Annotated in this window: 25 protein-coding genes and 2 pseudogenes; 26 read left to right on the forward strand and 1 reads right to left on the reverse strand. The window is 37.1% G+C overall.

Annotated features, from left to right (window positions below; genetic code table 11):
* The first annotated feature begins 13 nt into the window (after positions 1-13).
* The 8 genes and pseudogenes from KA717_37420 (at position 14) to KA717_37455 (ending at position 8,701) form a co-directional block, all read left to right on the forward strand.
* On the forward strand, positions 14-772 hold the full coding sequence (locus KA717_37420; GenBank protein UXE61031.1) for a hypothetical protein: 759 nt from the start codon (positions 14-16) through the stop codon (positions 770-772).
* A gap of 171 nt (positions 773-943) precedes the next feature.
* Positions 944-1,687, forward strand: coding sequence for a class I SAM-dependent methyltransferase (locus tag KA717_37425; GenBank protein UXE61032.1), 744 nt, complete (start codon positions 944-946; stop codon positions 1,685-1,687).
* Positions 1,688-1,735: 48 nt separating this feature from the next.
* Entirely contained in the window at positions 1,736-2,710 is a 975-nt protein-coding gene (locus tag KA717_37430; GenBank protein ID UXE61033.1) for a glycosyltransferase, read from the forward strand.
* A gap of 307 nt (positions 2,711-3,017) precedes the next feature.
* Positions 3,018-3,734 (forward strand): hypothetical protein, encoded by a 717-nt coding sequence (locus KA717_37435; protein UXE61034.1) that lies wholly within the window; start codon positions 3,018-3,020, stop codon positions 3,732-3,734.
* A gap of 173 nt (positions 3,735-3,907) precedes the next feature.
* Complete coding sequence (locus KA717_37440; protein UXE61035.1) at positions 3,908-5,179, forward strand: glycosyltransferase family 4 protein; 1,272 nt, start codon at positions 3,908-3,910, stop codon at positions 5,177-5,179.
* 723 nt (positions 5,180-5,902) lie between these two features.
* The gene (locus KA717_37445) at positions 5,903-6,481 is read left to right on the forward strand and encodes an FkbM family methyltransferase (protein ID UXE64904.1); all 579 of its coding nucleotides are present in this window, start codon (positions 5,903-5,905) and stop codon (positions 6,479-6,481) included.
* A gap of 281 nt (positions 6,482-6,762) precedes the next feature.
* Positions 6,763-7,386 (forward strand): class I SAM-dependent methyltransferase, encoded by a 624-nt coding sequence (locus tag KA717_37450; GenBank protein UXE61036.1) that lies wholly within the window; start codon positions 6,763-6,765, stop codon positions 7,384-7,386.
* Between the two features lie 33 nt (positions 7,387-7,419).
* Positions 7,420-8,701: pseudogene (locus tag KA717_37455) on the forward strand (ISKra4 family transposase).
* Positions 8,702-8,845: 144 nt separating this feature from the next.
* On the opposite strand, the gene KA717_37460 reads toward KA717_37455, so the two are convergent.
* On the reverse strand, positions 8,846-9,925 hold the full coding sequence (locus KA717_37460) for an IS1 family transposase (GenBank protein UXE61037.1): 1,080 nt from the start codon (positions 9,923-9,925) through the stop codon (positions 8,846-8,848).
* A 194-nt stretch (positions 9,926-10,119) separates the two neighbouring features.
* On the opposite strand from KA717_37460, the gene KA717_37465 reads away from it, so the two are divergent.
* The 18 genes and pseudogenes from KA717_37465 (at position 10,120) to KA717_37550 (ending at position 25,855) form a co-directional block, all read left to right on the forward strand.
* A complete protein-coding gene (locus KA717_37465; protein ID UXE61038.1) occupies positions 10,120-10,413 on the forward strand; it encodes a hypothetical protein in 294 nt (97 codons plus the stop codon).
* 106 nt (positions 10,414-10,519) lie between these two features.
* Positions 10,520-11,647 (forward strand): glycosyltransferase family 4 protein, encoded by a 1,128-nt coding sequence (locus KA717_37470; GenBank protein UXE61039.1) that lies wholly within the window; start codon positions 10,520-10,522, stop codon positions 11,645-11,647.
* A 65-nt stretch (positions 11,648-11,712) separates the two neighbouring features.
* Positions 11,713-12,777, forward strand: coding sequence for a glycosyltransferase family 4 protein (locus KA717_37475; GenBank protein UXE61040.1), 1,065 nt, complete (start codon positions 11,713-11,715; stop codon positions 12,775-12,777).
* On the forward strand, positions 12,778-14,004 hold the full coding sequence (locus tag KA717_37480) for an O-antigen ligase family protein (GenBank protein UXE61041.1): 1,227 nt from the start codon (positions 12,778-12,780) through the stop codon (positions 14,002-14,004).
* An 18-nt stretch (positions 14,005-14,022) separates the two neighbouring features.
* Complete coding sequence (locus KA717_37485; protein ID UXE61042.1) at positions 14,023-15,210, forward strand: glycosyltransferase; 1,188 nt, start codon at positions 14,023-14,025, stop codon at positions 15,208-15,210.
* Positions 15,211-15,214: 4 nt separating this feature from the next.
* Positions 15,215-16,195 (forward strand): NAD-dependent epimerase, encoded by a 981-nt coding sequence (locus tag KA717_37490; protein ID UXE61043.1) that lies wholly within the window; start codon positions 15,215-15,217, stop codon positions 16,193-16,195.
* Positions 16,196-16,987: 792 nt separating this feature from the next.
* Entirely contained in the window at positions 16,988-17,971 is a 984-nt protein-coding gene (locus KA717_37495) for a glycosyltransferase family 2 protein (protein ID UXE61044.1), read from the forward strand.
* A gap of 4 nt (positions 17,972-17,975) precedes the next feature.
* Positions 17,976-18,551, forward strand: a complete 576-nt coding sequence (locus KA717_37500) for an acyltransferase (GenBank protein UXE61045.1) — start codon at positions 17,976-17,978, stop codon at positions 18,549-18,551.
* Between the two features lie 4 nt (positions 18,552-18,555).
* Entirely contained in the window at positions 18,556-18,918 is a 363-nt protein-coding gene (locus KA717_37505; GenBank protein ID UXE61046.1) for an EamA family transporter, read from the forward strand.
* 77 nt (positions 18,919-18,995) lie between these two features.
* Positions 18,996-19,784, forward strand: coding sequence for a class I SAM-dependent methyltransferase (locus KA717_37510; protein ID UXE61047.1), 789 nt, complete (start codon positions 18,996-18,998; stop codon positions 19,782-19,784).
* A 60-nt stretch (positions 19,785-19,844) separates the two neighbouring features.
* Complete coding sequence (rffA, locus tag KA717_37515) at positions 19,845-20,690, forward strand: dTDP-4-amino-4,6-dideoxygalactose transaminase (protein UXE61048.1); 846 nt, start codon at positions 19,845-19,847, stop codon at positions 20,688-20,690.
* Between the two features lie 64 nt (positions 20,691-20,754).
* Positions 20,755-21,711, forward strand: a complete 957-nt coding sequence (locus KA717_37520) for a transposase (GenBank protein ID UXE61049.1) — start codon at positions 20,755-20,757, stop codon at positions 21,709-21,711.
* A 176-nt stretch (positions 21,712-21,887) separates the two neighbouring features.
* The gene (locus tag KA717_37525; protein UXE61050.1) at positions 21,888-22,148 is read left to right on the forward strand and encodes a DegT/DnrJ/EryC1/StrS family aminotransferase; all 261 of its coding nucleotides are present in this window, start codon (positions 21,888-21,890) and stop codon (positions 22,146-22,148) included.
* Entirely contained in the window at positions 22,114-23,679 is a 1,566-nt protein-coding gene (locus KA717_37530; protein ID UXE61051.1) for a hypothetical protein, read from the forward strand. The genes KA717_37525 and KA717_37530 overlap by 35 nt, the downstream gene beginning before the upstream one ends.
* Positions 23,680-23,765: 86 nt before the next feature.
* Positions 23,766-24,197: pseudogene (locus tag KA717_37535) on the forward strand (hypothetical protein).
* 36 nt (positions 24,198-24,233) lie between these two features.
* Positions 24,234-25,007, forward strand: a complete 774-nt coding sequence (locus KA717_37540) for a Uma2 family endonuclease (GenBank protein UXE61052.1) — start codon at positions 24,234-24,236, stop codon at positions 25,005-25,007.
* A gap of 75 nt (positions 25,008-25,082) precedes the next feature.
* On the forward strand, positions 25,083-25,412 hold the full coding sequence (locus tag KA717_37545; GenBank protein UXE61053.1) for a nucleotidyltransferase domain-containing protein: 330 nt from the start codon (positions 25,083-25,085) through the stop codon (positions 25,410-25,412).
* Positions 25,394-25,855 (forward strand): hypothetical protein, encoded by a 462-nt coding sequence (locus KA717_37550; GenBank protein UXE61054.1) that lies wholly within the window; start codon positions 25,394-25,396, stop codon positions 25,853-25,855. Before KA717_37545 ends, KA717_37550 begins: the two co-directional genes overlap by 19 nt.
* The last annotated feature ends 28 nt before the right edge of the window (positions 25,856-25,883 follow it).

Genomic DNA, 25,883 nt, shown 5'->3' on the forward strand with positions numbered 1-25,883 from the left:
TGCAAAAATAATAATGTTCTTTCTAGGAAAAAATATAGTTAAAACTTTATCATCTAGAATTAGATATCCTCACGCCAAGATTGGTTGGGCATCTTATATTACGGGTGATAGTCAACTAGATCAAGAAGTAACTATAGGGAACAATTGTCTAATTCACAATTCATATATTGGTGGCATAACAAGATTAGGAGATAATTGTTCATTAATTGACTCACATTTAGATAAAAATACTTCAATTTCCTTGAATTGTTCTTTAGGTTGTAGTCAAATTGCACAATATTCTTATATCTCTGACAATTCTAGGCTTTTTGGGACTCAAGTTGGTAAATTTTGTTCTATTGGAGGTTCTTTGTTTTGTGGGTTAGGAAATCATCCAACTAACTTTATTAGTACGCATCCAATATTTTTTTCTACATTAAAACAATGTGGAATTACCTTTAGTGATAAAAATTATTTTGATGAAGCTCCAGAAGTTAAAATAGGTCATGACGTATGGATTGGATCTAGGGTTTTTATTAAAAACGGAATTTCTGTTGGTAATGGAGCAATTTTAGCTGCTGGCTCGGTTGTTGTTAAAGATGTACCTAACTATGCAGTAGTTGGGGGTGTTCCTGCTACACTGATTCGATATAGATTTCAAAAATCAATAATAGAACAGCTTTTAGAAATACAATGGTGGAACTGGTCAGAAGAAAAGCTCAAACTTGCCCAGCCTTATTTTTGTTCTAGCGATGTTAATGCTTTTATTGAATTTGTTAAAAGTATTAAATAATCAATTTAAACTCTAGTTGTTTTTTAAATTATTTACAGATTCAAATTTATTTGTGGATATGAAAATGATTAAAAAAGAGAGGTAGTTAAAACCACTAGACACCGCTTTCTAGAAATTGCCAATAACTAACTTCATCATGTTTATTCAACAAACAATTCAAATATAAAAATCATGAAATGCCATATTTGTAGTTCAAATACACTTAAAACTTTCAATCTGAAAGGTTCTAGGACTGGTAAAGAAAATCCTTTATACTTTTGTATTAAATGCACTTCTTTTTTCCAAAGACCAAACTATCACGAAGATGATGAAACTTTACGTCGCGATCTTCAGTGGCATTTAAGCAAACATGAGGAACACAAAAAACAAGCTAAACAAATAATTCATCAATTGTTAGTGTATAACCCTGATATCAAAACTATTCTAGATATTGGATGTGGTATTGGAAGTACCATTTTAGCTGCTAGAGAGTTAGGTATAAATTGCATAGGAGTAGAGCCTAATCCATATGCAGTTCAGTATTCTAAAGAAAATTTATCACTGGACTTAATACCTGACTATTTTTCTGCTAGTATGTTTTCACAGGGGTTTGATGCCATAGTAATTGATATGGTCTTAGAACATGTACCGATGGTTCAGCCTTTTATGAAAGATGTATTCTCTATACTTAATCCTAGTGGTTTAATATACTTAGCAGTTCCAGGTTTGAATTGGAGCATTTCTCGAAATATCCTAAGGCTACTTTTGAAGAGGATTGATATTGTTTCAGTATTTGGCGACAATGACGTACATATAAATCATTTCTCTAAAAGAGGTATCAATAATTTAATTAAGCCCTATGACGGAAGAATAGTAAAAGACACCTATCCTGGGGCGTGCATTATTAAGCATAGTTCATTTAAGGAAAAAGCCTAATCAAATAATTATCCAGAAGCAATAACAACCATTAAGAAATTATTACTAATGAGTCAAAATCTCTCTTTTCAAGAGTCTAATTTTTCGGAATTAGACACCCAAATGATAAGTATTAATCAGTCTTTTTTATATCCCAAAATCACAGTTGTTACTCCTAACTATAACTACGGTCACTATCTGGAAGAAACTATTCGTTCCGTGTTACTTCAAGGTTATCCAAACTTAGAATATATAATCATTGATGGGGGTAGTACAGACAATTCTGTTGAAATTATCAAAAAGTATGAACCTTATCTCACTTACTGGGAAAGTCAACCTGATAGGGGACAAACTCATGCTATCAATAAAGGCTTAGAAAGAGCAACTGGTGAAATTTTTAATTGGATTAATTCTGATGACATTTTAATGCCTGGTGCTTTGCTTACTATTGCCCAGGGCATTCAAGATTATGATGCTTTTGCAGGTGTGGTCAATAATTTTGATGAAGAAGGAAATCAAGTAAAAGTATTGCCACAAAATATTACACCTGAAGGTTTATTGACTAGATTTAATACTACAAATAAACCAAGCAAAAAAGATACTGTTTATCATCAACCAGGATTTTGGTTTAAAACTCAATTATTAAAAAATATTGGTAATTTAAACGAAAATTTACAAATTCAATTTGACTTTGACCGAGTAGTTAGATATCTACATCATTATCCTAAAGTTAATTATTCTAACCAAGTATTAGTTAATTTTAGATGTCATCAGGAACAAAAAACTGCTCCGACTAAGGTAAAACAAGAAGGTCAATATATTGTGCAAAGTCTTCTTGATGAACCAGAATATCAAAATTTACATAAACCTGCTAAATTATGGCTAGAGCGGTTACTATGGTATGAAAATCTAGCTAAAATTCATCAACAATCTAAAACAAATCGAATTTTTAAAGTGTTAAAAGCACTGGTTCTATCGTGCAAAAATCCCCAAGCTTATTGGACAAGATATACATTTGGTAGTATCCGTCAATTATTAATATAGATAAAGATTCCTTTATTCCGCTCTGCGACCTTCGGAATGATATCATTACCTTTAACCCAAATTTTAGATTGATTTTAATTCCTTTTAACGAAGAGTTTGATCGCCTATCATAAAGCTCAGTAATGTATTTTGAAAACTGTATTGTAATTTAATTGAGCAAACACGACTAGTTGTAATTATGCCTTACCGTTGTCAGTCTGTTGATACCAATCCCTTCTTGGAGAAATACTACTATACACTTCAGCACTCTGTATCATTGATATACAAATCCGCTATCGTTACTGGACTCTGCCGAAGCCATCGAGAAATGAGCTTACTTGCTCTTCAAATTCGGGATCGCGATAACCATGATCTTCCCCCCCACAGACTATACCAGCAGTGGCTGTGCCAAAACAATTTAAACTATCCTTTTATCTCTCCTAATTTTGACCTTACTCAATTCATGAGCTTTGACCTAATTTCTCTAGGCCTTGAGGTTACGGAAATTCTTCAACAACTTGGGATCAACTATTATATCAGTGGCTCTGTGGCCAGTAGTCTTCTCGGAGAACCCCGAACCACCTATGATATTGATTTGGTCATTGATAGTAATTCTGAGCAAGCAAGTCAACTATTTGATGCTTTTTCTCCACGCTTCTATCTAGATCCTTTGACTGTGGCAGAAGCCCTAGAACGCCACAGTAGCTTCAATATGATTGATAATCAGACCTTGGGCAAAATAGATATTTTTATTCTTGACTCATCTCCCTTTCATCAAAGTGCTTTTCAGCGTCGTGTTTTACAACTTATTCGAGAACAGCCACAAAGATATTTATGTTTGCCAACACCAGAGGACTTAATTTTACAAAAACTTTTGTGGCGTAAAGATGCTTTTGGCTCGGAGAAACAATGGCGTGATATTCTTGGAATTTGTAAACTTCAAAATGATCGTCTCGATCTAAATTACCTGCATGAGTGGGGAACCACCTTAAATCTCTCAGTCGATCTGCATCGTCTTTTGCAAGAGTCTGGTTTGATAGCGTGATTAAAAATATGGAGTTAGGTGTTTATTTCTCTGCTAATGATAAAGTTTATGATTGGACAATAGCCTTTCTCAATAGCTTCCGCACCTTTAACCCAGATTTAAGACTGATTTAACCCAGATTTAAGACTGATTTTAACGAGGAGTGCAATTTTGATTTTTAGTAAGAATTTTAGTTGACAACCAACATGAAAGTTATTTTTGATATTTCTTCGGTTGGTGATAACCCGAAAACAAGAACAGGTATAGCTCGTACAGCTTGGACATTGGCTGATTTATTGCATCGAGAACTAGGAGACAACCTAAGTTTTTCTGCTTCTGGCTCTATAGAAGCATCCCTTCAAACAGAAAGGCTACTTAATTCCTATCCTGATCTTCGTTCTGCTATATATCCAGTTAACTCCATTGCTAGAAGTGTTAATCAGTTGAATACACAATTCAGTAAAAACTATTCTGGTGAGAGTATTTTTCAGAAAATCGAGCAGTTAACTTTAGTTAATATTTCTAGATTATTTAATATAATTAGGCAACCAATTGCTCCAGAAATACTAGTCGAAGCAGACCTTTTTCATTCTTCTTATCCTCGTATTCCCAAGCAAGTGAGAAAAGCACTTCCTAATCGCCATTTACAAACAGTTTATGACCTAACCCCTTTAATTTTAGATGAAAAATATTTTCTTCCAGGTCAACGTGGGATTACTAAAAGACTTATAGACACTATCCAGCCGAATGATTGGGTAACGACGATATCAGATGCTACCCGTAATGATTTATTAAATAGACGACAGTTAAATCCTAAACAGGTCGTTACAATTTATCTAGCTGCTTCTCCTGAGCTTTTTTACCCGGTTTCAGATAGATCCATTATTCAAGCCGCAAAGCAGAAGTATCATCTTCCTGAAGGAGATTACTTTCTCTCTCTTCATTCTCTTGCCCCTCATAAAAATATGAATCATTTAATAGCTTGTTTTAAACAGATTATTAGGCAAGAAAAAGCAAAAGATTTACATTTAGTCATCTGTGGAGGAAATAAAGATGCGGCACTATCTATGATTAATGCTAATCAGTTAACAGAAGCTGACTTAAAATTTATTCACTTTACAGGATTTGTAGATGACAATGATTTAGCTGCAATATATAGTGGTGCGATTGGGTTTATTTTCCCTTCTCTGTATGAAGGATTTGGACTACCAGTTTTAGAAGCAATGCAATGTGGATGTCCTGTTATTAGTTCAAATACATCATCTTTGCCCGAAGTAGTCGGAGATGCTGGATTTTTAGTTTCACCTACAGATAAAGATACTCTTTGTCAGTCTATACTCAAACTATATTGCAACTCTGACTTACGCGCTAAACACTCTCAGTATAGCTTGGACAGAGCGGTTTTCTTTAGCTGGGAAAAAACACTAAGTGAAACTTTAGAGGTTTATAGGAGCATAAAAAGCTAATCTGCATTTAATTTACATATAAGACGCAGTTAAGATTTCTGCATTATAACAATTATATCTTATTAATGCAATTTAGATTAGATGTTTTCAGCAATTCCAAATTCAAACAGTAACATAAGATACAGACGTTATCTCGCTTTTATGCAGTTAAAAGAGATTTCGCTGATTTCTGACGTTTTTCGTACTTCCTCCTCGAATCTTAGCCTCTTGGAGAGTCAGCAACCTGCAAACAAACTTGATCAATCACTAAATAGAGCATTACGCTGATTCCACATATTGATACAAAACCCCTTGACCGTAAGCACTTCAAGGCTTTTGTATCTTGGACTACATTCTGAATTTGGAATTGCTGAGATGTTTTTTGTCCTACCAATTGACACCAACAGTTTAGTTTATTATCTGAGCAAAAAAAGGTAAATATGAACTTTTTCAAAAACACACTAAGACCAATTGCATATATCATTGGTAAAATTATCACTAGCAATCAAAAAATGTTTGACATTTATCGTCATACTGATTTTCGTGGTAAACTGTTTTTATCAGAATATATTAATCACAGTTTTAAAAACGGAATCTATCACTGCAATGAATTAAAATATAACATTGACTTTAGTGATCAAATACAAAAATCGGTTTATTTAGGCACTTATGAACGTCATGAGATTAGCTTTTTGAAAAAATATGTAAAACCAGGCTGGATATGTATTAGATATTGGTGCGAATATAGGATTTTATACTCTTAACCTTAGCAAATTAGTAGAAGCATCGGGGAAAGTCTATGCTATAGAACCTTCTCCAAGTAATTACAAAAAACTAGAGGAGAATATTGCAATTAATAACTTAGATAACTGCATAACCAGCAATATCGCATTATCTTCAGAATCAGGAGAGTTTGTATTTTCCGTCAGTCCTCATCAGAACTCTGGATGGGGAAGACTCGGCAAATGGGAATTTTCTCAATCTCAAATCATTGTTGCCGTTAATACGTTAGATAATTTTTTGACAGTAAATAATATTTCACACATAGATTTTCTAAAAATAGATGTAGAAGGACATGAATTGGAATTTTTCAAGGGTGCAATAAATACTTTGAAAAACGGAATAATTAGAAGAATAATGATTGAGTATTGTGGCGACGCTTTGGAACCACAAGGTATGACATTAAAAGGCTATGTTGATTCAATTATGAAGTTTGGTTATATCCCAGTTCATTTTAACTTAGACAGGATTGAAAAAGCAAAAAATGGAACTTATCATTCTCAAAAAGAGATTTTAAATCTTCTTTTTGAAAAAAACATTTAATTTTTAATCATGAACATTATTTCATATATCCATCCCACCCGTACCTATTTGCCCTGTACAGGTGCGGGAAGACATATCAATAATACCTTGCTGGGATTAGCCTCACAGGAGTCAATAAACTTAGAGTTACTATGTTCCCGACAATGATTACAAGCAGATGGTAAACCTGATTGACGTTCTTCCCTGCGAGATATATCATTAATAAATTTCCCCTTGCCACTCTACAATAAATTTTCCCTTGCCACTCTACCATTTTTGTGTATATTTAGGAGAGGTCTATTGTGCTAGATAGAAATTCATTGGTTTTAGAAAACTTAGCTTGTATTGCTTCAGATGATAAAGGTTTAAGATGTCTAGGTTCTTTAGAACATAAAGAAGAAAACCAACTTCAATGTACAAAATGCAACTCCTGCTATAGCTTTGTTAACGGTGTTCCTGTTCTTAAAGAAGATTCTGCGTCTGAACTTTATGAGTTCTACTCTAAAGTATATGAAAAACAATCACGATCTGAAGCAATGTGTGAAGGTAATCCTCGTATGGAGCAAGCTAAAATATTTTGGGAGTTACTGCCCAAATTTGTATCAGAAAATAATATTAACGGTTACTCCTTAGAAATAGGTTGCGGACCTGGTATTTTTGCTGATAGAGTTCCCAATTTCATTGGATTAGATTACGCGTTAAATGCCTTACTAGCAGAAGGATTTGAATCTTATTATAGAGTATGCGCTAGTGGAGATTTACTACCATTTCAAAGTAAAACTATTAGTTTGATTTTGTCACTCAATACTTTAGAACACATACCCCACTTAGATAGTTGTATTTATGAAATTGACCGAATTCTCAAGCCTGGTGGGTATTTGGTGTGGGTGCGACCTTTAGTTGATGAAGGAAAAGAAAAGTGTTAACATGAGATGAAAAGTGACAAAGAGGAAACAATGATGACAGCAAAACTAATTAATGTAGAGGGTTCAAAGATAAAAATAGAACTAACATTAGAACTCAGTCGTTCAATGTTGGATACAGAAATAAATATTCAAAAAGGCTTAAACGAAGTAGGTTGCATCGCCAGCAAAGAAGCCTTGAAATATTTAGATACAGATGGTTCACCCTTAAAAATCGGTGAAGAAATCTGGAAGAGTAAGGGAGAGCAACCGAAAGAATATCAAACACCTTATGGTGAGGTTATAGTGAATCGTCATGTATATCAGCGTTCACCTTTGAGGAAAAACGTATTGCCCCTTAGAAAGAGAAGCAAGGATAATCATAACATCAACGCCATTATTGGCAAAACAGGTATCCTCAAAAATGTCAGGGATGGCAGGCAAAGAGGTGAAAAATGATTTATTAGAAAATCATGGTAGAAAAGTAGCGCTATCCTATATCCAAAGATTGAGTGAAGCAGTAGGAAGTGTGGTACAGGCAAAAGAAGAAGCGTGGAGTTATGCCCCGCCCAAGGAGGATAGCCAAATTGCAACAGTGGGAATAGGATTAGATGGAACCTGTATGCTGATGTGTGAGGATGGCTACCGTGAAGCAATGGTGGGAACCGTTTCCCTATACGATAGTGAAGGCGAACGTCAACCTACAATCTATCTAGGTGCGGCACCAGAGTATGGAAAAAAGAGTTTTCTAGAAAGATTAGAAAGAGAAATTGAGCGAGCGAAAAACCGTTATCCAGAGGCAACATTGGTCGGGATAGCAGACGGGGCAGAATCAAATTGGAAGTTTTTAGAAAAGCAAACGGAAGAACAGATATTAGATTTCTATCATGCCTCTGGTTACTTAGGTGCCTTGGCAGAAGCGTTGCATCCGAATACCGTGTCAAAACAAAAAGAATGGTTGACTGAAAATTGTCGAGAACTCAAGCATGAAAAAGGAAAAGCAGGAGAACTGCTAAATCTGATGAAAGAAGTCAAAGAAGAAAAAAGTCATTCTAAGAATCTTACCGAGAAACTACAAGCGGCGATTACTTATTACGAGAATCATCAGCATCAAATGGATTATGCTGAATACATAGAGAAAAAGTATCCGATTGGTTCAGGTGTTACGGAAGCAGCTTGTAAGACGTTGGTCAAACAACGATTATGTTGTTCAGGGATGCGATGGAAGGAAAAAGGAGCAGGAATTATTTTGAGCCTACGAGCTTTGGTATTGACCAAGGAACGATGGAGTCAATTTTGGGCAAAACTTGATCAATATGGGTTCCCTGTAGAACCCTGATTACAACAGCTTTTATCAACTAAAGGTCGCACCCTTTGGTGTTAAAACCTGCATGGAACTGTACACAATATAATTGTGACGGTGTTGATTATTTGGCACTGGTATCGTCTAGCTAGAAGCTACAAACGTTGCAATACGAGAGGTTCAAGAAATCAGGCGAATTTGGAGTAAGTCCTCCCAAGTTAACCCCTTTTCAATTATACCGAGAGCTACAGCAGGAACTTCTCTAGTCGTAAAATGGCTGCGAACAAAGTTATGAACCATCCAGAAAATATCTAGGACTCGCTGTAATCCCACAACAGATTTAGCATAAGTATTTGTACGACGACGAAAGGCGGCTAAATAGCGTCGGATAGCACTATTAAATGCCTCAACGTGGTTGGCATGGATGTCCTTTTCTTCTGGTTTTTTTGTTGTCTCTGGATGTTCTGGTTTCGGAGTTTCTACTTTCTTTAGTTTACCCTCAGAATCTCGACGTTTACTACTCTTATTTTTTAGTCTTACCACAAGACCCTTCGGTAATACTTTGGTGGGACGACCTCGCTTTCCAGTCCTTAATACTTCGTGACAAATATTAAATAGCAGTTGACTATATCGCTTTTCTCCATCTGTAAATAACTGGAGAGATTCTGCACTCCTTTCAAATAATTCCGCTACCGTCATCATTGCTTCTAGAAATAATTTCTGCTCTTTTCGACCACATTTTAAATGCCAAATAAAGCGGCTAGCCCTGTCCATGAGCACGATTGTCCACCCCTCAGAGGCACTTGCTTCTTTATTTTTTCCAACTTTTGTGTATAGTTCATCCCCTTCTATTACTAATTTAACAAATTCATTCACTAAGGCGTATAAAAATAATGTCTCTTGTAATCCTGATAATTTCTTTTCCCAATTCAATATTGTTGTTTTCGCGTAGCCGAATACTCGGGCTGCTGCATTTAATCCTATTCCTTCCATTCTGGCTTTTAATACTTTTACAATTTCACTTAATGGGGTTTCTAAGCCAGCGATTACGCTACCATAAGTCTCAGCAAAACAAGAACTACATTCTTGACAAATGAACATTTTACGTTCCCCGTTACCTTTCGTTTGATAATGAGAATGTATTTTTACTTTTTCACTATAGCAATGAGGGCAGTTTTTCTGAAATAAGGCTTCCTCTTTCTCTTGGGGTAAGCCAATATCACTTAGGAGGTCAATTGAGCTTTTATTCAATGTTGACATTGCTTTCTGTTTTCCCTTTCTTTAATATAATGACAATAATAATAGTATAACAAAAACGGGAATATGTCCAGTCGTAAGTTATTTTCTATTTTCTCAAACTCTTACACCATAACTTTTTCTAGCTTTGATCACACGATACCAGTACCGATTATTTCAGTTATCAAGATTTGAGTTTAAAAAATAAGTTCAAGAAAATGGCACTTCCAATATTAAAAAGCAAGTTTTATAAAGCATTGACAAGAATACCAAAAAGATTAATTCGTGAGACTTTACTAAAAAACATTCAGACATTATTTTGGCGTAGATTAAATCCAAGATTTGATCTTATGTACAAGGTTTCTGATTCTGAAGCCTATGCTTCTATTGATGTTCACGAATGTATATATTGGTTTTTAGCAAGAGGTTATGATTGTCTTTCTCATCCAACAGTTATCCGCAGAATTACTGCTGGTCACGATATAGTTTTGCTAAGAAAAAATATGCCTTAATTAAAGCAGTTTTTACCTTGGTGAGCTATAAAAATAGCTCTCAAAGCCTTGCTATATAAGCATTCTTATGATTTCATCCTTGCTTAAAACGCTATAAGATTAATTTGTGAACATTCTTTCCTATATCCATCCCATCCGTACCTATTTACCCTGTACCGGTGCAGGAAGACATATCAACAACATCTTGCTGGGATTAGCATCCCATGAGTCAATAAACTTAGAGTTGCTATGTTCCCGACAATGGTTACAAGCAGATGGTAAACTTGATTTACGTTCTCCCCTGCGAGATATACCATTAAAAACTTTCCCATTACCAGAGAATCTCACCGAACGACTGTGGAAATTAACTCAATTTCCTAAAATGGATAAATACCTTTCTCCAAACACAGATTGGTTATTTACACCCATGGAAACCTATATTCCAGTTTCATGTTGTCCAGTAGGCGTTACAATCCACGATATTCAAGCTTTTGAAACTGATTTACCTTGGTCTAATACTCGTGAACATCGCTGGTTTCGTTATAAATGGAGCCAGTGGATTTATAGGGCTTTGGCTAATTATCGGGTAATTTTTACCGTCTCCGAATTTTCCAAAGCTCGCATGGTTGAATTACTGGGAGCAGATGCAAATAAAATAGTGGTTGTGGGAAATGGTGTAGAACGATCTTTTTATGATATTGCTTCAATTGATCCACTGAAGCTAGAAAGACCTATCAACAATCCTTACACATTCGTTATTGGTGGATTACGATTAAAAAAAGGAGCAGATTTTGTCCTAGATGTTGCCAAAGGTTTGCTAGATGCAAATTCTGATATACAGATTGTTATAGCTGGTGATTCTGAACCAGAATATATTGCAGCAGCTAAAGATTTACCTAATGTAAAACTATTAGGAATAGTACCAGATAATGATTTGCCTCGGCTGATGCGTTGTGCTTCATCACTGTTGTTTCTTTCCCATTATGAAGGTTTTGGCATTCCCGCAATAGAAGCAATGGTTGTAGGCACTCCCGCAGTAGTCAGTAACCGCGCTTCCTTACCAGAAGTAGTGGGGACAGCAGGTATTGTTGTTGAACCAGAAGATACAGCAACCATCGTTGATACCCTGATCCAACTTCAAGAAAATTCACAACTGCGAGAAGACTACATTCAGCGTGGAAAAGAACAGGCAAGGCAGTACACTTGGTCAAATTGTGTTAATATTCTTCAAAAAGCATTTATTGAGTATAGTTAATTCATGATACTAATACTAAAAATAACTCTTTTGAAGAAGAAATAAACTTTATTAAAGTAGTATTAATGACCAAAATTGTTTTCTGCTGGTCTGATATTTCTGGTTATATGACAGCTTGTTGGCGAGCATTGCAAGCTATACCTGAAATAGAAGTCTTTATAATTGCTTTTCAAGCTCGGACTCAAACTGCTTTTGCTGATGAGTTAATGCAAGATATTCCCCACCATCTTTTAGATTTACAAGAGAGAAATCAAACAGAATTAATGGAGCAATTAGTCAATCAACAAAATCCTGATGTAGTAGTTCTATGTGGGTGGTTTCATTCACCCTATCGTCAATTGGCTTTCTCATCTCAATTGCGCCATATAAAATTCATCATGGGTATGGATACTCCTTGGTGGGGCAATTGGAAACAATATTTAACTCGTTGGCTGCTGCGCCCTTATTTACAGAGAATGGCTCATGTAGTTGTTACTGGAGAACGAAGTTGGCAATATGCTCGGCGTTTAGGAATACCCTTAAAAAATATTTCCCTGGGTTTATATGGCATAGATTATCAAACTTTTTCTCCTCTTTTAGCAGCAAGAAACCAGTCATCCTGGCCACGCTCATTCCTGTTCGCAGGACGGTATAGCCACGATAAAGCAATAGATATTTTAGTAGAAGCATATCAACAGTATCGCCAAGAAGTTCAAGACCCTTGGAATTTAATTTGTTGCGGTAAAGGTGAATTAGAATCATATCTGCAAGGTCAGCCAGGTATTGAAAACAGAGGTTTTGTCCAACCTAGCGAAATGAAAGATATTTGGCTCAATGCCGGTGCTTTTTTATTACCTAGTCGTTTTGATCCTTGGCCATTAGCACTGGTTGAAGCTGCTGCTGCTGGTTTACCCATTATTTGTACTCAGGTTTGTGGCTCATCGGTAGAAGTTATTCGTTCTGGCTATAATGGATTGGTTATTCCAGCGAATCATGTCCAAAGCTTATGCCAAGCAATGATAGAAATTCACCATCGGTATGATAAAATGTCTGAATGGGGAAAACGGGGACAACAGTTAGCCGCTCCCTATTCGGCCTCAGAGTGGGCAAAACGCTGGACAAAATTACTAACAACGGTGGGAGAAAAATGATTGAATAGAAATATCGTTCAAGACCGAATCAGGTGGTTTTTACTTTCTTGCTTTGGTTTTATCTCCTCTCTCGCCAAATATGAAAACACTGAATTTGGTTTAATTGCGCCCTCTTTGGCCTTTCCTTTAGAGCAACTCCGTGCCAATGGCCGACCTCTAGCGATCGCCCTTCTGGTTCTACTATTAATCATTGCTTTGAATTCTCCTAATCCAAAAGGGAAGCTATCAACACCAGAACCGATTATTTATCTTTGGATTGTTCAATCAGTTATTTTGATCAAAACTCTAGACGGTGGAGATATTATTGCAGGCAGTCTCGTCTTTGCTATTTTTAGTAGCGTTGTGATTATGCACCTTCGTGGCCCCGCTGTTTGGATTCAGGATGAACGGAGTTTACGATTAGGCTTCTGGGCGATCGCCATGGTGGGAGTGATTTTTTCGATTGCTAACTTGTATCAAGCTAGAGTGAATCTGGCAGCGATTACTTTTGTCATGGGTTGGTTCCATGGAACAACTGCAAATCCACAAGCCTGCGGCTTGCTTATTGCAATGACAATCCCTAGTATTATTTGCTTAATTTATTATGATTATCCTGTTTTGTGGAAAAGAGTTTTCTGGATATTGATATTATCAATTCTGTTTTTGGGTCTTTATAAGACAGCCTCTCGTACTTCTATGATTATGACTTTTGTCGGCATTCTATTTTTCTTTCGATATAGAATGGGTTCAATTTTTATTCCAACAGTATTTGGACTTGTAACAATTTATTTTATTTTATCTTTCACAGATTTCAATATTCAAGCAGAGGATCCCACTATGACAAAAATTTCTGCATTCCAGAATACAAGAGAATTAGTTTGGCAGTCACAATTAAATATGTTTATAGCAAACCCATTATTCGGATCACCTTTGACAGGCGATCGCATGAGATTTGGTGAAAATTCATGGCTTGGAGTGGCCTCAGGATTGGGTCTTAGCGGATTAATTCCCATGTTGATTTTTGGCTGGTTAGTTATTCAAAAAATAATCTCTTTAGATAAGATAGCGAAGAAAAATCCTAATTATTATGTTTATTGTAGTTCCATTTCGGCGGGGCTAATATCAATGATGATAGGAAGCATATCAGAAGCTTTTTTATTGGCAAATCTCAATTTTTATTTATATGCTCTTCTTCAGTACCTAATACTGTCTCAATGCATGGAAAAAAATAGGGCTATTAATAATTAAATTCAAGTTCTAAAAACGATGAAAGTACTTCATATTATCCCTTCATTAGGTTTCTTAAGAGGAGGTCCAAGCCAAGTAACAATCGAGCTTGTTAAAGCCTTACAGTCGAATGGTCTTGATGTTGAGATTATTTGCACTAACGACAACTGTTCACAGTCTCTTGATGTCCCATTATTTCAAAAAAGCACATACCAAGGCATTGATGTCAGATTCTTTCCTAGAATCGTGTCACCAATTAGAGCAATTAGGGAATATACATTATCATTTTCCCTAACAAAATGGTTATGGGAAAACATTAAAGACTATGATTTGTTACATATTCATGCTATATTTTCGTTTACGCCTACAGCTTCGATGATAATTGCTCGTATCTTTAAAATTCCTTATGTTGTTACTTGCCATGGACTTCTATCTGAATGGGCATTGGAACAGAGAAGCATTAAAAAGCGGCTATATCTCAATTTAATAGAAAAGCAAAATCTAAACAGCAGTTCGTGCGTTCACTACGCTTCTGATAAAGAAAAAAAAGAAAGTTTAGCTATCAAATTAACCTCACCAAGTTTTATCTTGCCATTTGGCTTAAATTTCCCAATAACGACAACAAGAGAAACTAGAACATTTAGAGATAAACTTAATATTTCGGAAAATCAACCAATTTTGTTATTTATGTCTCGATTACACCCTGTAAAAGGATTAGATTTCTTGATTAAGGCATTGAGTACATTAATAGATAAATATTCATTTATTTTTATTATTGCTGGCAGTGGTAATCCTGAATATGAAGAAAAAATTGACTATAAAATTAATCAATTTGGACTAAGCCATGTAACTAAAAGGGTCGGTTTCATTGAAGGAACAGAGAAAAATCTACTTCTACAAGAATCTGATCTATTTCTTCTGACTTCCCATCTGGAAAGTTTTGGTGTCGTAGTACTAGAGTCCATGGCTGCTGGCTTACCTGTTCTGGTAACGCAAGGAGTTGCATTGAGCCAAACTGTACAGGAAAATGACATTGGTTATGTTAGTGAGCTAAACTCAAATGCTATTGCTCAAAAAATACAGCAATTTTTAGATAACTCTCAGCAAGGAAAAGAAATGGGTAAACGAGGTAAAGCATTTGTCCAACAAAATTATTCTTGGGATCAAATCGCCCTAAAAATGATCTCGATTTATAAAGAAATTATTAATCAGCAGTTTAAATCATAACCTTGTGAAAATACTAATTACAGGCGTTGCAGGTTTTATTGGTTATCATTTAGCTAAGCGACTAATTAATACTGGAAATAATAAAATTTTCGGGATTGACAATTTGAATGATTATTATGATGTAAGGCTAAAGAAAAATCGTTTAGCTCAAATAAAAGAGTTTAATAATTTTACTTTTTGGACAATAGACTTAGGCGATCGCCAAGCGTTATCAGAGCTTTTTACAACCCATCAATTTGACTATGTGATTAACCTCGCGGCTCAAGCAGGAGTCAGATATTCTCTCGAAAATCCTCATGCCTATGTAGATAGCAATCTTACAGGCTTTGTTAACTTATTAGAGGGATGCCGTCAGCAGCCAATTAAACATCTCATCTTTGCATCCTCTAGTTCTGTCTATGGGGCAAACACAAAAATCCCGTTTTCCACAGAGGATGATGTTAGTCAACCGCTTTCTCTCTATGCGGCAACGAAGCGGGCTAATGAATTAATGGCCTATACCTACAGCCATCTTTATCAAATTCCTACCACTGGACTCCGCTTTTTTACGGTTTATGGGCCCTGGGGTCGCCCTGATATGGCCTACTTTAGCTTCACAAAGAAAATCCTGTCAGGTCAGCCTATTCAAATTTTTAACTATGGCAAAATGCAACGAGATTTTACTTATATTGATGACATCATTGAAGGAATAGTTCGTGTTATTCAAAATCCCCCCTCCTCCGATCATTCACCACCTTATCAACTTTACAACTTAGGAAATCATCGTCCTGTTGAACTTCTATACTTTATTGAACTGCTAGAAAAATACTTGGGCAAACAGTCTCAAAAAGAGTTTTTACCGATGCAGCCGGGCGATGTTCCCATAACCTATGCCGATATTGAAAATTTAACCCTTGCCACAGGCTTTGAGCCAAGCACCCCCATTGAAGTCGGCTTAGAAAAATTTGTTACTTGGTATCAAGATTATTACCAATCTTCCAGCTAAAGCTATTGACAGCCTTCTTCCTTAAAGCGAGAATCCTAATTACCTTATTTATCTGAAAGAATGACCTCTCAAAACTACGAATACCAGTGGCAAAGTTCCCAAGCGGTCCATTCCCATAGCTTTTATGCCCCTGTTCTTTTGTCTATGTTCCCCCCTCCTCTTAGTCAATCAGGACAAGCCTTAAAAGTACTTGACTTAGGTTGTGGTAATGGCAGCTTAACTAACTTAATTTGCAATCAAGGTTTTGAAGTAATAGGAATAGAAGAGTCAACTTCTGGGGTTGAAATAGCCACTAAAAACTTTCCTAATTGTCGTTTTCTACAACAAAGCCTTTACTCTCCCCCCCCGAACTCTTGAACTATTTTGATATAGCGGTTTCATCGGATGTCATTGAACACCTCTTTTACCCTAGAGAATTAGCCCGTTTTGCAAAACAATGTCAACGGCGATCGCCGTTTGTTAAGCCTTACCAGAGTTGGAACGAAAGAAATGGAGTCAGAGAGTTAATTAATGGCATTTAAACCGCGTCCATTTTGGGAACTGTAGTTTTTTGAAATACTTTCAAGGGATAAGTCCCCCTTTTTAAGGGAGATTTAGGGGGAGCGCCTTGGAAGAGACAAAAACCATGAGTTTCAAATTAGACGAGGTTTAGATGGCATTTTACTGGAAATCATGGTGGGATAGCTCTCGAATTTTAAAAATTTCTAGATTTTGCGTATTGTTAAGCCAAAACGACAAAACGTTGGGCATCCCAAAGCCATTTTAGTTGATTGTTTTATTTGATGAAATTTTATGGCTCATATTTCCATAGTTATCCCTGTCTATAAAGCAGAGGACTGCCTCCAAGTGCTTTATGATCGCCTAAGAGCTTCCTTAGAGATCATTAATTCTGACTTTGAGATTATCCTAGTCGAGGATTGTGGAGGCGATCGCTCTTGGGAAATTATTTGTGAGTTAGCTAAATCTGATCCTAGGGTCAAGGGAATCCAATTTAGTCGCAACTTTGGGCAACACTATGGCATTACGGCGGGCTTAGATCATTGTGACGGTGACTGGGTTGTGGTGATGGACTGCGATCTACAGGATCGCCCAGAAGAAATTCCTAGATTGTATGAGAAGGCACAAGAGGGTTATGATGTGGTTCTGGCAAGAAGAGGTAAACGCAAAGATCCGCTTTTGAAACAGTTAAAATCCTCACTATTTTATAAGGTTTTTAACTATTTTACTGAGCTTGAATATGATAGTGAAGTAGGAAATTTTCGGATCATTTCTAGAAGAGTAGCAGAAAATTTTCGTTTAATGCGTGAACAATTACGTTTTTTTGGCGGCATTGTTGATTGGATGGGCTTTACCACCGCTAGCGTGAATGTCAGCCACGAGGAACGTTTTGCTGGACAAAGTACCTATACGTTTAGTAAACTCTGGAAGTTGGCCAGTGAAACAATTATTGCTTATTCTGATAAACCACTCCGAATCTGTATTCGTTTAGGTTTCCTACTTTCAACTTTTGCGTTTGCCTATGGTGTTGTTATCTTACTAAGAGCACTTATTTATGGTTCTCCGGTCACAGGTTGGAACAGTTTAATTATTTCCCTTTACTTTTTGGGAGGAATTATCATCTCCATTTTAGGTATTTTAGGGATTTATCTAGGGAAAACCTTTGATGAAACAAAAAAAAGACCTCTCTATCTAGTTAGAAATTCAACATTTAGAGACTATCACCACTCTTTTACTAATTCAATTCATACACCTACTTCTATCTTAAGAAAGGATTAACACAATGGCTTTTCTATCCGCAAGTGAATTATTAAAAATTCCCTTCAAAAAACTTGGTATAAATGTAAAAATAAGTGATAAAGTATCTATCTACGAGCCAGAAAAAATTGAGATCGGGGATTATTCTAGAATTGACGATTTTTCTGTGATATCTGGAAAAATAAAGATTGGTTCTTTTGTCCATCTAGCAGTCTTTTCCAATCTTGCAGGTGGATCTGAAGGAATAGTTCTTGATGATTTTTCGGGGTTGGCTTATGGTTGCCATGTGTTCAGCCAGAGTGATGATTATAGTGGCCATAGCTTAACTAATCCTACTGTTCCAGACAAATATAAAAAGGAAACAAAAAAAATGGTCTATATTGGCAAACACTGTATTGTTGGAACTTCAAGTGTTATTTTTCCCGGTGTTCATCTAGCAGAGGGAACCGCTGTTGGTGCTGGTGCGGTCGTAACAAAATCTACGCAAGAGTGGTCAATTTATGTTGGCAATCCTGCAAAAAAAATCAAAAATAGATCAAAAGAACTCCTAAAACTAGAACAAGATTTTCTTGCTGAGTTAAATAACATTGAAAAAGAATAACTTTATGAACCACATTTATATTTTTCTCACTATATTTTTCACAGTATATGGCCAAATTGTAATTAAATGGCAAGTCAATTCTGCTGGCACTTTGCCCATTGAACCTTCCGAAAAGGTGGTATTTATTCTACGATTACTACTCAACCCATGGATTCTAAGTGGATTGTTTAGCGCATTTCTAGCCTCCTTGACATGGATGGCCGCTATGACAAAATTCACCCTTAGCTATGCCTACCCATTTATTAGCCTTACCTTTGTGTTAATCATGCTCTCTGCCGCTATATTTTTTCGTGAGCCAATAACCCCCCCTAAGGTATTTGGGATAATAGCCATCGTTGCCGGGGTCATTGTAGGAGCAAAAGGATGAAGCGTTGTAATTCTTGCGGTCATGTATTTAACGATTCTTCTTGGTTATGCTCAAAGTGTGCATATCATCCTCAATTTTTGAATAATTACCTCGCATTTTCTCCTTCTTTATCAGAAGAAAATAGTGGGTTTGAGGTTGGTTATTTTGCTAAACTTGCACCTCTTGAGGCTAATAACTTTTGGTTTTGCTCTCGCAACCGAATAATAAATTGGGGGATAAGAAAATATTTTTCTAAAGCACGAAAATTCCTAGAAATAGGCTGTGGGACTGGGTTTGTTTTATCTAATATCGAATCTAAATTTCCCGATCTTGAAATCTATGGTAGTGAAATCTTCACCCAAGGCTTAGAATTTTCATCAAGTCGCTTATCCGAAAAAGTCTCATTATTTCAAATGGATGCTCGTAAAATACCTTACGACAATGAATTTGATGTTATCGGTGCTTTTGATGTACTAGAGCATATCGAAGAAGACCAAACTGTTTTGTTAGAAATGTATCGATCGACTGTGAAAGGGGGAGGAATAATTCTTACTGTCCCTCAGCATCCTTGGTTATGGAGTCAAGCAGATGATTTTGCTTGTCATGTTCGTCGTTATTCTTCTGAGGAGTTAAGAGGTAAGGTTAAAGAAGCAGGATTTACAATATTAAGAATGACTTCATTCGTTAGTTTACTTCTTCCTTTAATGATGGTGTCTCGTCTGCAAATCTCAAAAAGAAAAAAAGAATATGACGTTTTTGCTGAGTTAACCATAGATAAGAAGCTCAACTCTATCCTTGAAAAAATAATGAAAATTGAATATCGTATTATAAACAATAATATATCGCTACCTTTTGGTGGCTCTTTACTTGTCATTGCCCAAAAATAAAATACTTTCTAATTATTTATGATTTTGCGATTTTTACCAAGAACTTAAAACTTCCTACCTATGACACCGGCTAATAAAATTCCCTTTAACTACCCCTATATGACCGGCAAAGAACTCTGGCTCATTAGCCAGGCTCACCATGCTGGACAACTAGCCGGAGATGGTGGCTTTACCAAAAAATGCCATCAATGGTTTGAAAACTATAGTGGTTGTCACAAAGCCCTGCTGACCCATTCCTGTACTTCTGCCTTAGAGATAACGGCTATTCTCGCCAATATTCAACCCGGCGACGAAATCATTATGCCCAGCTACACCTTCGTGTCCACCGCTAACGCTTTTGTGTTGCGGGGGGGCGTTCCCGTTTTCGTTGATATTCGTCCCGATACCCTTAATATCGATGAAAAACTCGTTGAAGCCGCCATCACTGAGCGTACCAAGGCCATCGTTCCGGTGCATTACGCCGGCATTGCTTGTGAAATGAATACTCTTAAAGAGATTGGCGATCGCTATCAACTGTTACTCATTGAAGATGCCGCCCAGGGAATGATGGCCAACTATCACGATCAACCATTAGGCAGTATTGGGCATCTAGGTTGTTTGAGTTTCCACGAAACTAAAAACGTCATCTCCGGCGAAGGCGGCGTTTTACTGATCAACGATGAGCAATTCGCTGAACGAGCCGAAATCATTCGGGAAAAAGGCACCAATCGGAGTCAATTCTTTCGGGGTCAAGTGGATAAATATACCTGGGTGGATATTGGATCTAGCTATCTACCAGGAGAAATCATCGCCGCCTTCCTCTATGCCCAACTCGAAGAAGCGGAACAAATTACTAACCTTCGGCTTCAAGCTTGGAATCATTATCATGAACTTTTGGAACCATTAGACATCTCCATAATACTATAAAATCGACAAATATGCTATAATCATAGAAATTTAGACAGGAGTAACTATGCCTGAATACATCTATATGTGGGCTTATATTCAAAAACAGCCTCAAGAAACAAAGAGGTTGTTAGGAATAGAGTACCCAAAATTATTAGAGCTTATAACCTATGGCAAATTACTTAAAAAAGAATTTGAAGAAAGCAAAACCACACTGATTAAAGCAGGTGGTGGAAATAAACCGAAATTATCAGAGGAGGAGCAAATAGTTTTAATGCTAGTTTACTTAAGGCATTATCCGACCTTTCAGCTACTAGGAATAATGTTTGAAATAAGTGAATCGTCTGCCCATAATATATTCAATTATTGGCAGTCACTATTCGGAGAAAATTTACCAGCAAGTCTATTTGAACAACTAAAAAAGTTGCCAGAAGAAATAGAAAAAGTTAAAGAGGAGCTAATCCAACATGAACTAATAGTGGATGCGACAGAACAACCAGTAGAAAGACCTTTAGGGCAGGAGGCACAAAAACCATACTACTCAGGTAAACAAAAAAGGCATACCTCAAAAAGCCAAATAATCATTTGCCCAAAAATCAAGGAGATTGTGGATGTTGTGATAGGAGAAATAGGTTCAAAGAGCGATGTACAAATATTACGTCAAAGATTGGCTAAATTCCATCAAGAACAAGGCTTTCTAGGTGATAAAGCCTACGAGGGAGAATTCCAATTAACAACACCAAAAAAGAAACCAAAGGGGCGAGAATTAAGCAAAGAAGAAAAAGAAAGAAATAGTTGGTTATCGTCTCGACGAGTAGTGGTTGAACATATGATTCGATTGCTCAAAGTATTCAAAGTGATGCAAGAAAAATTTAGACTAAGAAAGGGAAGATATAAGTCATTAATCTCAACAGTATGTGGATTGGTGAGACTAAGGATAAATGCGCTGATATTAAGCATTATAAAATGTAGCGAATCAGGGCAGGTAATTGAGGTAAAGATGAGTCATTGTTTTTTGCCAGAATTGAATTTGGAGGTCTGAAAGCCCTGTAAACTCGTCTATGTACCAAGAAGTCTACTGAGTCTAGATTTAGCTACACTGCTTGCTAGACTAGGCTTTCCAGTTTTTGGAGATGTCTATTAGAAAAGGCGGGTAAACTGCATCGTCCCATTATTCCCGACGACTGCCGCCAAAACGGGCACATGTATTATGTAATTTTGGAGGATTTACCCACCCGTACAAAATTAATTGCTTATTTGAAAGAACAAGGAATTAACTCTGTTTTTCATTACGTACCGCTCCATAGCTCTCCGGCGGGAGAAAAATATGCAAAGGTTAGTGGTGATATGACTAATACCGATTCCTTATCAAATCGCCTTTTGCGATTACCGCTATATCCTAAACTGACAACTGAAAAAATATTTGCAATTGCCAAAACATTATATGAATTTTATGGTGAAAAATTTCATGAGACCTAAAAATTTAGGTCGCCACTTTTGGCTATGCTGGTTCCTGGCATTGTTGACTATTTTTATTCTTAACCTTTCAACTTTGACACTATCTCCAACCGTTTGGATGGATGAAGTACAAATTGTTGATTACGGGAGAACAATTTTTGACCCAAGTACGGACTGGTCAATTACTTGGCTGGTCTCAGAAAATAGACCTCTAATTTCTGTTCTCTACCTAGGAAATCTTCTACAAAATCTTACTTATCAAATTTTCAGATCACCCCTTGGCCCCCGGTTAGCATCCAGTTTTGGCGCAATATTTGCCGCGACCGTTTGCGTCGGTTTTCTTCTTTCCCTTAAAACTCCCAAGTGGGTAGCCTTTGTTTTAGGTCTAGTCTTATTTCTAGATCCCATCTTTGTCTCGAGCTATCGAGGTGCCCGCGTTGATTGTTGGGCGATAGGCTTATGTTTTCTTACCTGTTGGTTAATCAGACATCAAACAAATTCACTCGAATCCAGTTCAAGCATCACAAAGCCTCCTTTCTTCATTACAGGATTGTGCATATCTGCCATGTTGTTCACTTGGCCAACAGCGATATTCTTAACTCCACTCATTGCTACAGAATTCGTTCATTTTTATTATCTAAGTCAAAAAAGCAAAAATCGAACTGCCTTTGAGATTTTTCCTCTCGATCCCAGCATCACTTTGCTATTGGCTGGCTTTACCCTGGGACTAGTCGCAATTTCATTACCCGTTTTATCAGAACTTGTCTCCGGCATTAAAACAATTTTAGCCTTTAGCAAATCAGATTCAATAGTTACTAACTTTGCAGACAAGGTTAAGTCTGCTCCTAGGCAGTTTCTAACCTCTCTTTCCCTTAGTCCTTTTCTCCTTTTGGGAGGAATCACTACTGCTTTAATTTTAACGTCCCGATACAAGCAAAAAAGCTTTGTGACCCTTCTCGTACTTGGATTGATTATCTTTTCCAGCCCTTACGGAAATCGTTTCGTCTATTTAATCCCATATTTAATTGTAGTAATTGCCTTATTGTTTGTTGAAGATTCTAGCGTACAACGAAGGATAATAATATATTGGCTCAAAAGACTATTTCTTGTAGCACTATTAATCTGGTCAATCACTATTTCCTTGGGTGTCAGAAATATAGTCGCACTCACCCAGGTTGAAGGAAGAAACCCTGAGCGTATTCTTGAGTTTGCCGAAGCCGTAATTGGCGAGGGAGACCACAAAGTCCTTATCCCTTACGAGCTATACTATGCTGGGCGAGACTTGGGATGGAAAGTTTATAATTTCTTTGGCTATATTCAGTCCCCTTCTGACAGTGATTATAAAAAATTCTTGTCACAAATGGATTACATAATAACTACGGACAGGTCGGACAATAATAATCACTTCAGAAATGAATTCACATTCAAAGGTGAACTCAACTCTCTCGTAGAAAATAAACAGAATAAGTTTTTCTTTGGTGGCCGCCCATTTCCAGTTTATTACGTTTATGAAAATTCTATGAAAAATAAAATTGATAGCAAGTCTCGATGAAATCTTACGTTTTCCATGTTTAATTTAGCGGGTCTATCGAAAAGAATGCCGAGCATCAGCCCGATTAGCCTAGCTAAACTAAAACCATGGCAAGCTTTCTCGCCCTTCTGCCCCGTTCCCTAACCACCTTCCTTTATGCCGTTGCGGCCCTCCTGAGATTTTATGGCAACCTCGACACCACCCCAATCCCCCGAATCCCCCTCACCATCATCCAATGAAGCTTCCTGGTGTTCTGTTTTGGGACAGAGGCTCTCCTGGTTAATCTCGGCCTTGAGTGGAACGCTGGAAATCGAAGCCGAAACCGAGAGATTGAAGCAAGAGAACGTGAGATTAAACGCGATGATTTTGCAAACGAGAAAAGAGAAAGGGCAGATCGAGAAAGAGAACGAGCGGCTCGCCGAGCTAGAATCCAAAATCGATTCACTGTTCTCCAAATACGGTATCACCTCGAACCTAGTGAACAAACCCAAGCAGCCTTAAAAGACTTTCTTGCTTTCCTCGAAGAGTATGTTAAGTAAGAACCAAAACTTTTGAATCTGTAGCTTTTTTGATTGATGATGAATTCCCTAAGCCTTGCCCCCCCACTACCCGTACTTGAAAGCTTAACATTGCCAGGTCAAGATCAACTCCCCTGTGATGATGGTGAACCAATGGAAACCCAACGCCACAAATTACAAATGGACTTATTGATTGAAGCCTTGGATTCCTGGTTAGAAGGTAGGGAAGACGGCTATGTGGGCGGTAATATGTTTATTTATTTCAGCCAGGCTCAAATTAAAAACCAAGACTTTAAGGGGCCAGATTTTTTTGCAGTGACAGGTGTTTCCAAAAAGGAACGAAAATCTTGGGTTGTCTGGGAAGAAGAAAAAGCACCGGATGTTATTATTGAACTTCTTTCAGAGAGTACCGCTAATCAGGATAAAACGGTTAAAAAGGAGATTTATCAAAATAAAATGCGGGTCAGTGAATATTTTTGGTATGACCCTTTTGATTCAGAGGATTTTGCTGGCTTTACCCTCAATAATGGGATTTACCAATCCCTCCCTTTTAATGAGCAAGGCTGGTTGGTGAGTCAATGTTTGGGATTAACTCTGGTTCGTTGGCCAGGAAAATATCGAGGGGTGGAAGCGATCTGGCTACGCTGGGCTACCTTGGATGGCGAGGTTCTATCCACAGGTCAAGAGTTAGCTCAAAAAGCTCAACAACAAGCAGCATTAGCCCAACAACAAGCAGCATTAGCTCAGGAACAAGTAACATTAGCTCAACAACGCTCTGACAAGTTAGCGACTAAGTTGAGAGAAATGGGCATTAATCCTGACGAAATTTAGTTTGAATGCGCTAATTCAAAGAGATAAAAGCGCGATCGCCCTTTAACCAAAATAATGCCCTACCCTACACCACTATTGGATAAAGCTATAGCGAATCGTCGTCAGCAGAACGAACAACAACGTTTAATCATGATTGAACAGGTTATTAGGTGGTTAGAATCTAAGGCTCAAAATTATGGCATTCCACAAGCCTATTTGTTTGGCTCTGTAGTTCGCCCCTATGGTTTTGGTCGTTACTCTGATATTGATCTTGCCGTAGAGATGATTGACCCCAACTATTTTTTTCAAGCCATGGCTAAATTGTCAGAGCGAGTTGGGCGGGATGTTGATCTCGTTGAACTTTCTAAATGCTCTTTCGGCGATCGCATCCGTCAACAGGGTCTGTTATGGAAACCCCAGGTTTAGCTTTATTAGCAGCAGATCTAGCCGCTCAACGAGTCACTATTGATCGTGTATTTGCCCTTCTTCTAGATCGTTCTCAAAATCTATCTCCTGATAATCCAGAAAAAGCTGAAAGTGTTGCCTATCAACTGCACAATTTCTATGGTGCCATTGAAGAGTTACTCAAGATTGTTGCCATCTATTTTGAAAACAATATCTCAGATTCATCTCAATGGCATAGTTTATTACCCAAGCGAATGATGCAACCTATTCAAGAAATTAGACCCGCCTTACTTTCTCTAGAAAGCCATGACAAATTAAATGAATTACGCGCTTTTCGACACTTTTTCCGTCATGCCTATGGTATAACTTTAGATTTTTATCAACTTCAGAGTAATGTCAATAGAGCTATTCAACTAAAGCCTCAGTTAGATCAGGATATTGAAAGTTTTTTACAAAAATTGTAATTAATAAAAATTCTAATCTTAGACAATT

The sequence above is a fragment of the Woronichinia naegeliana WA131 genome (assembly GCA_025370055.1).
Lineage (GTDB): Bacteria > Cyanobacteriota > Cyanobacteriia > Cyanobacteriales > Microcystaceae > Woronichinia > Woronichinia naegeliana.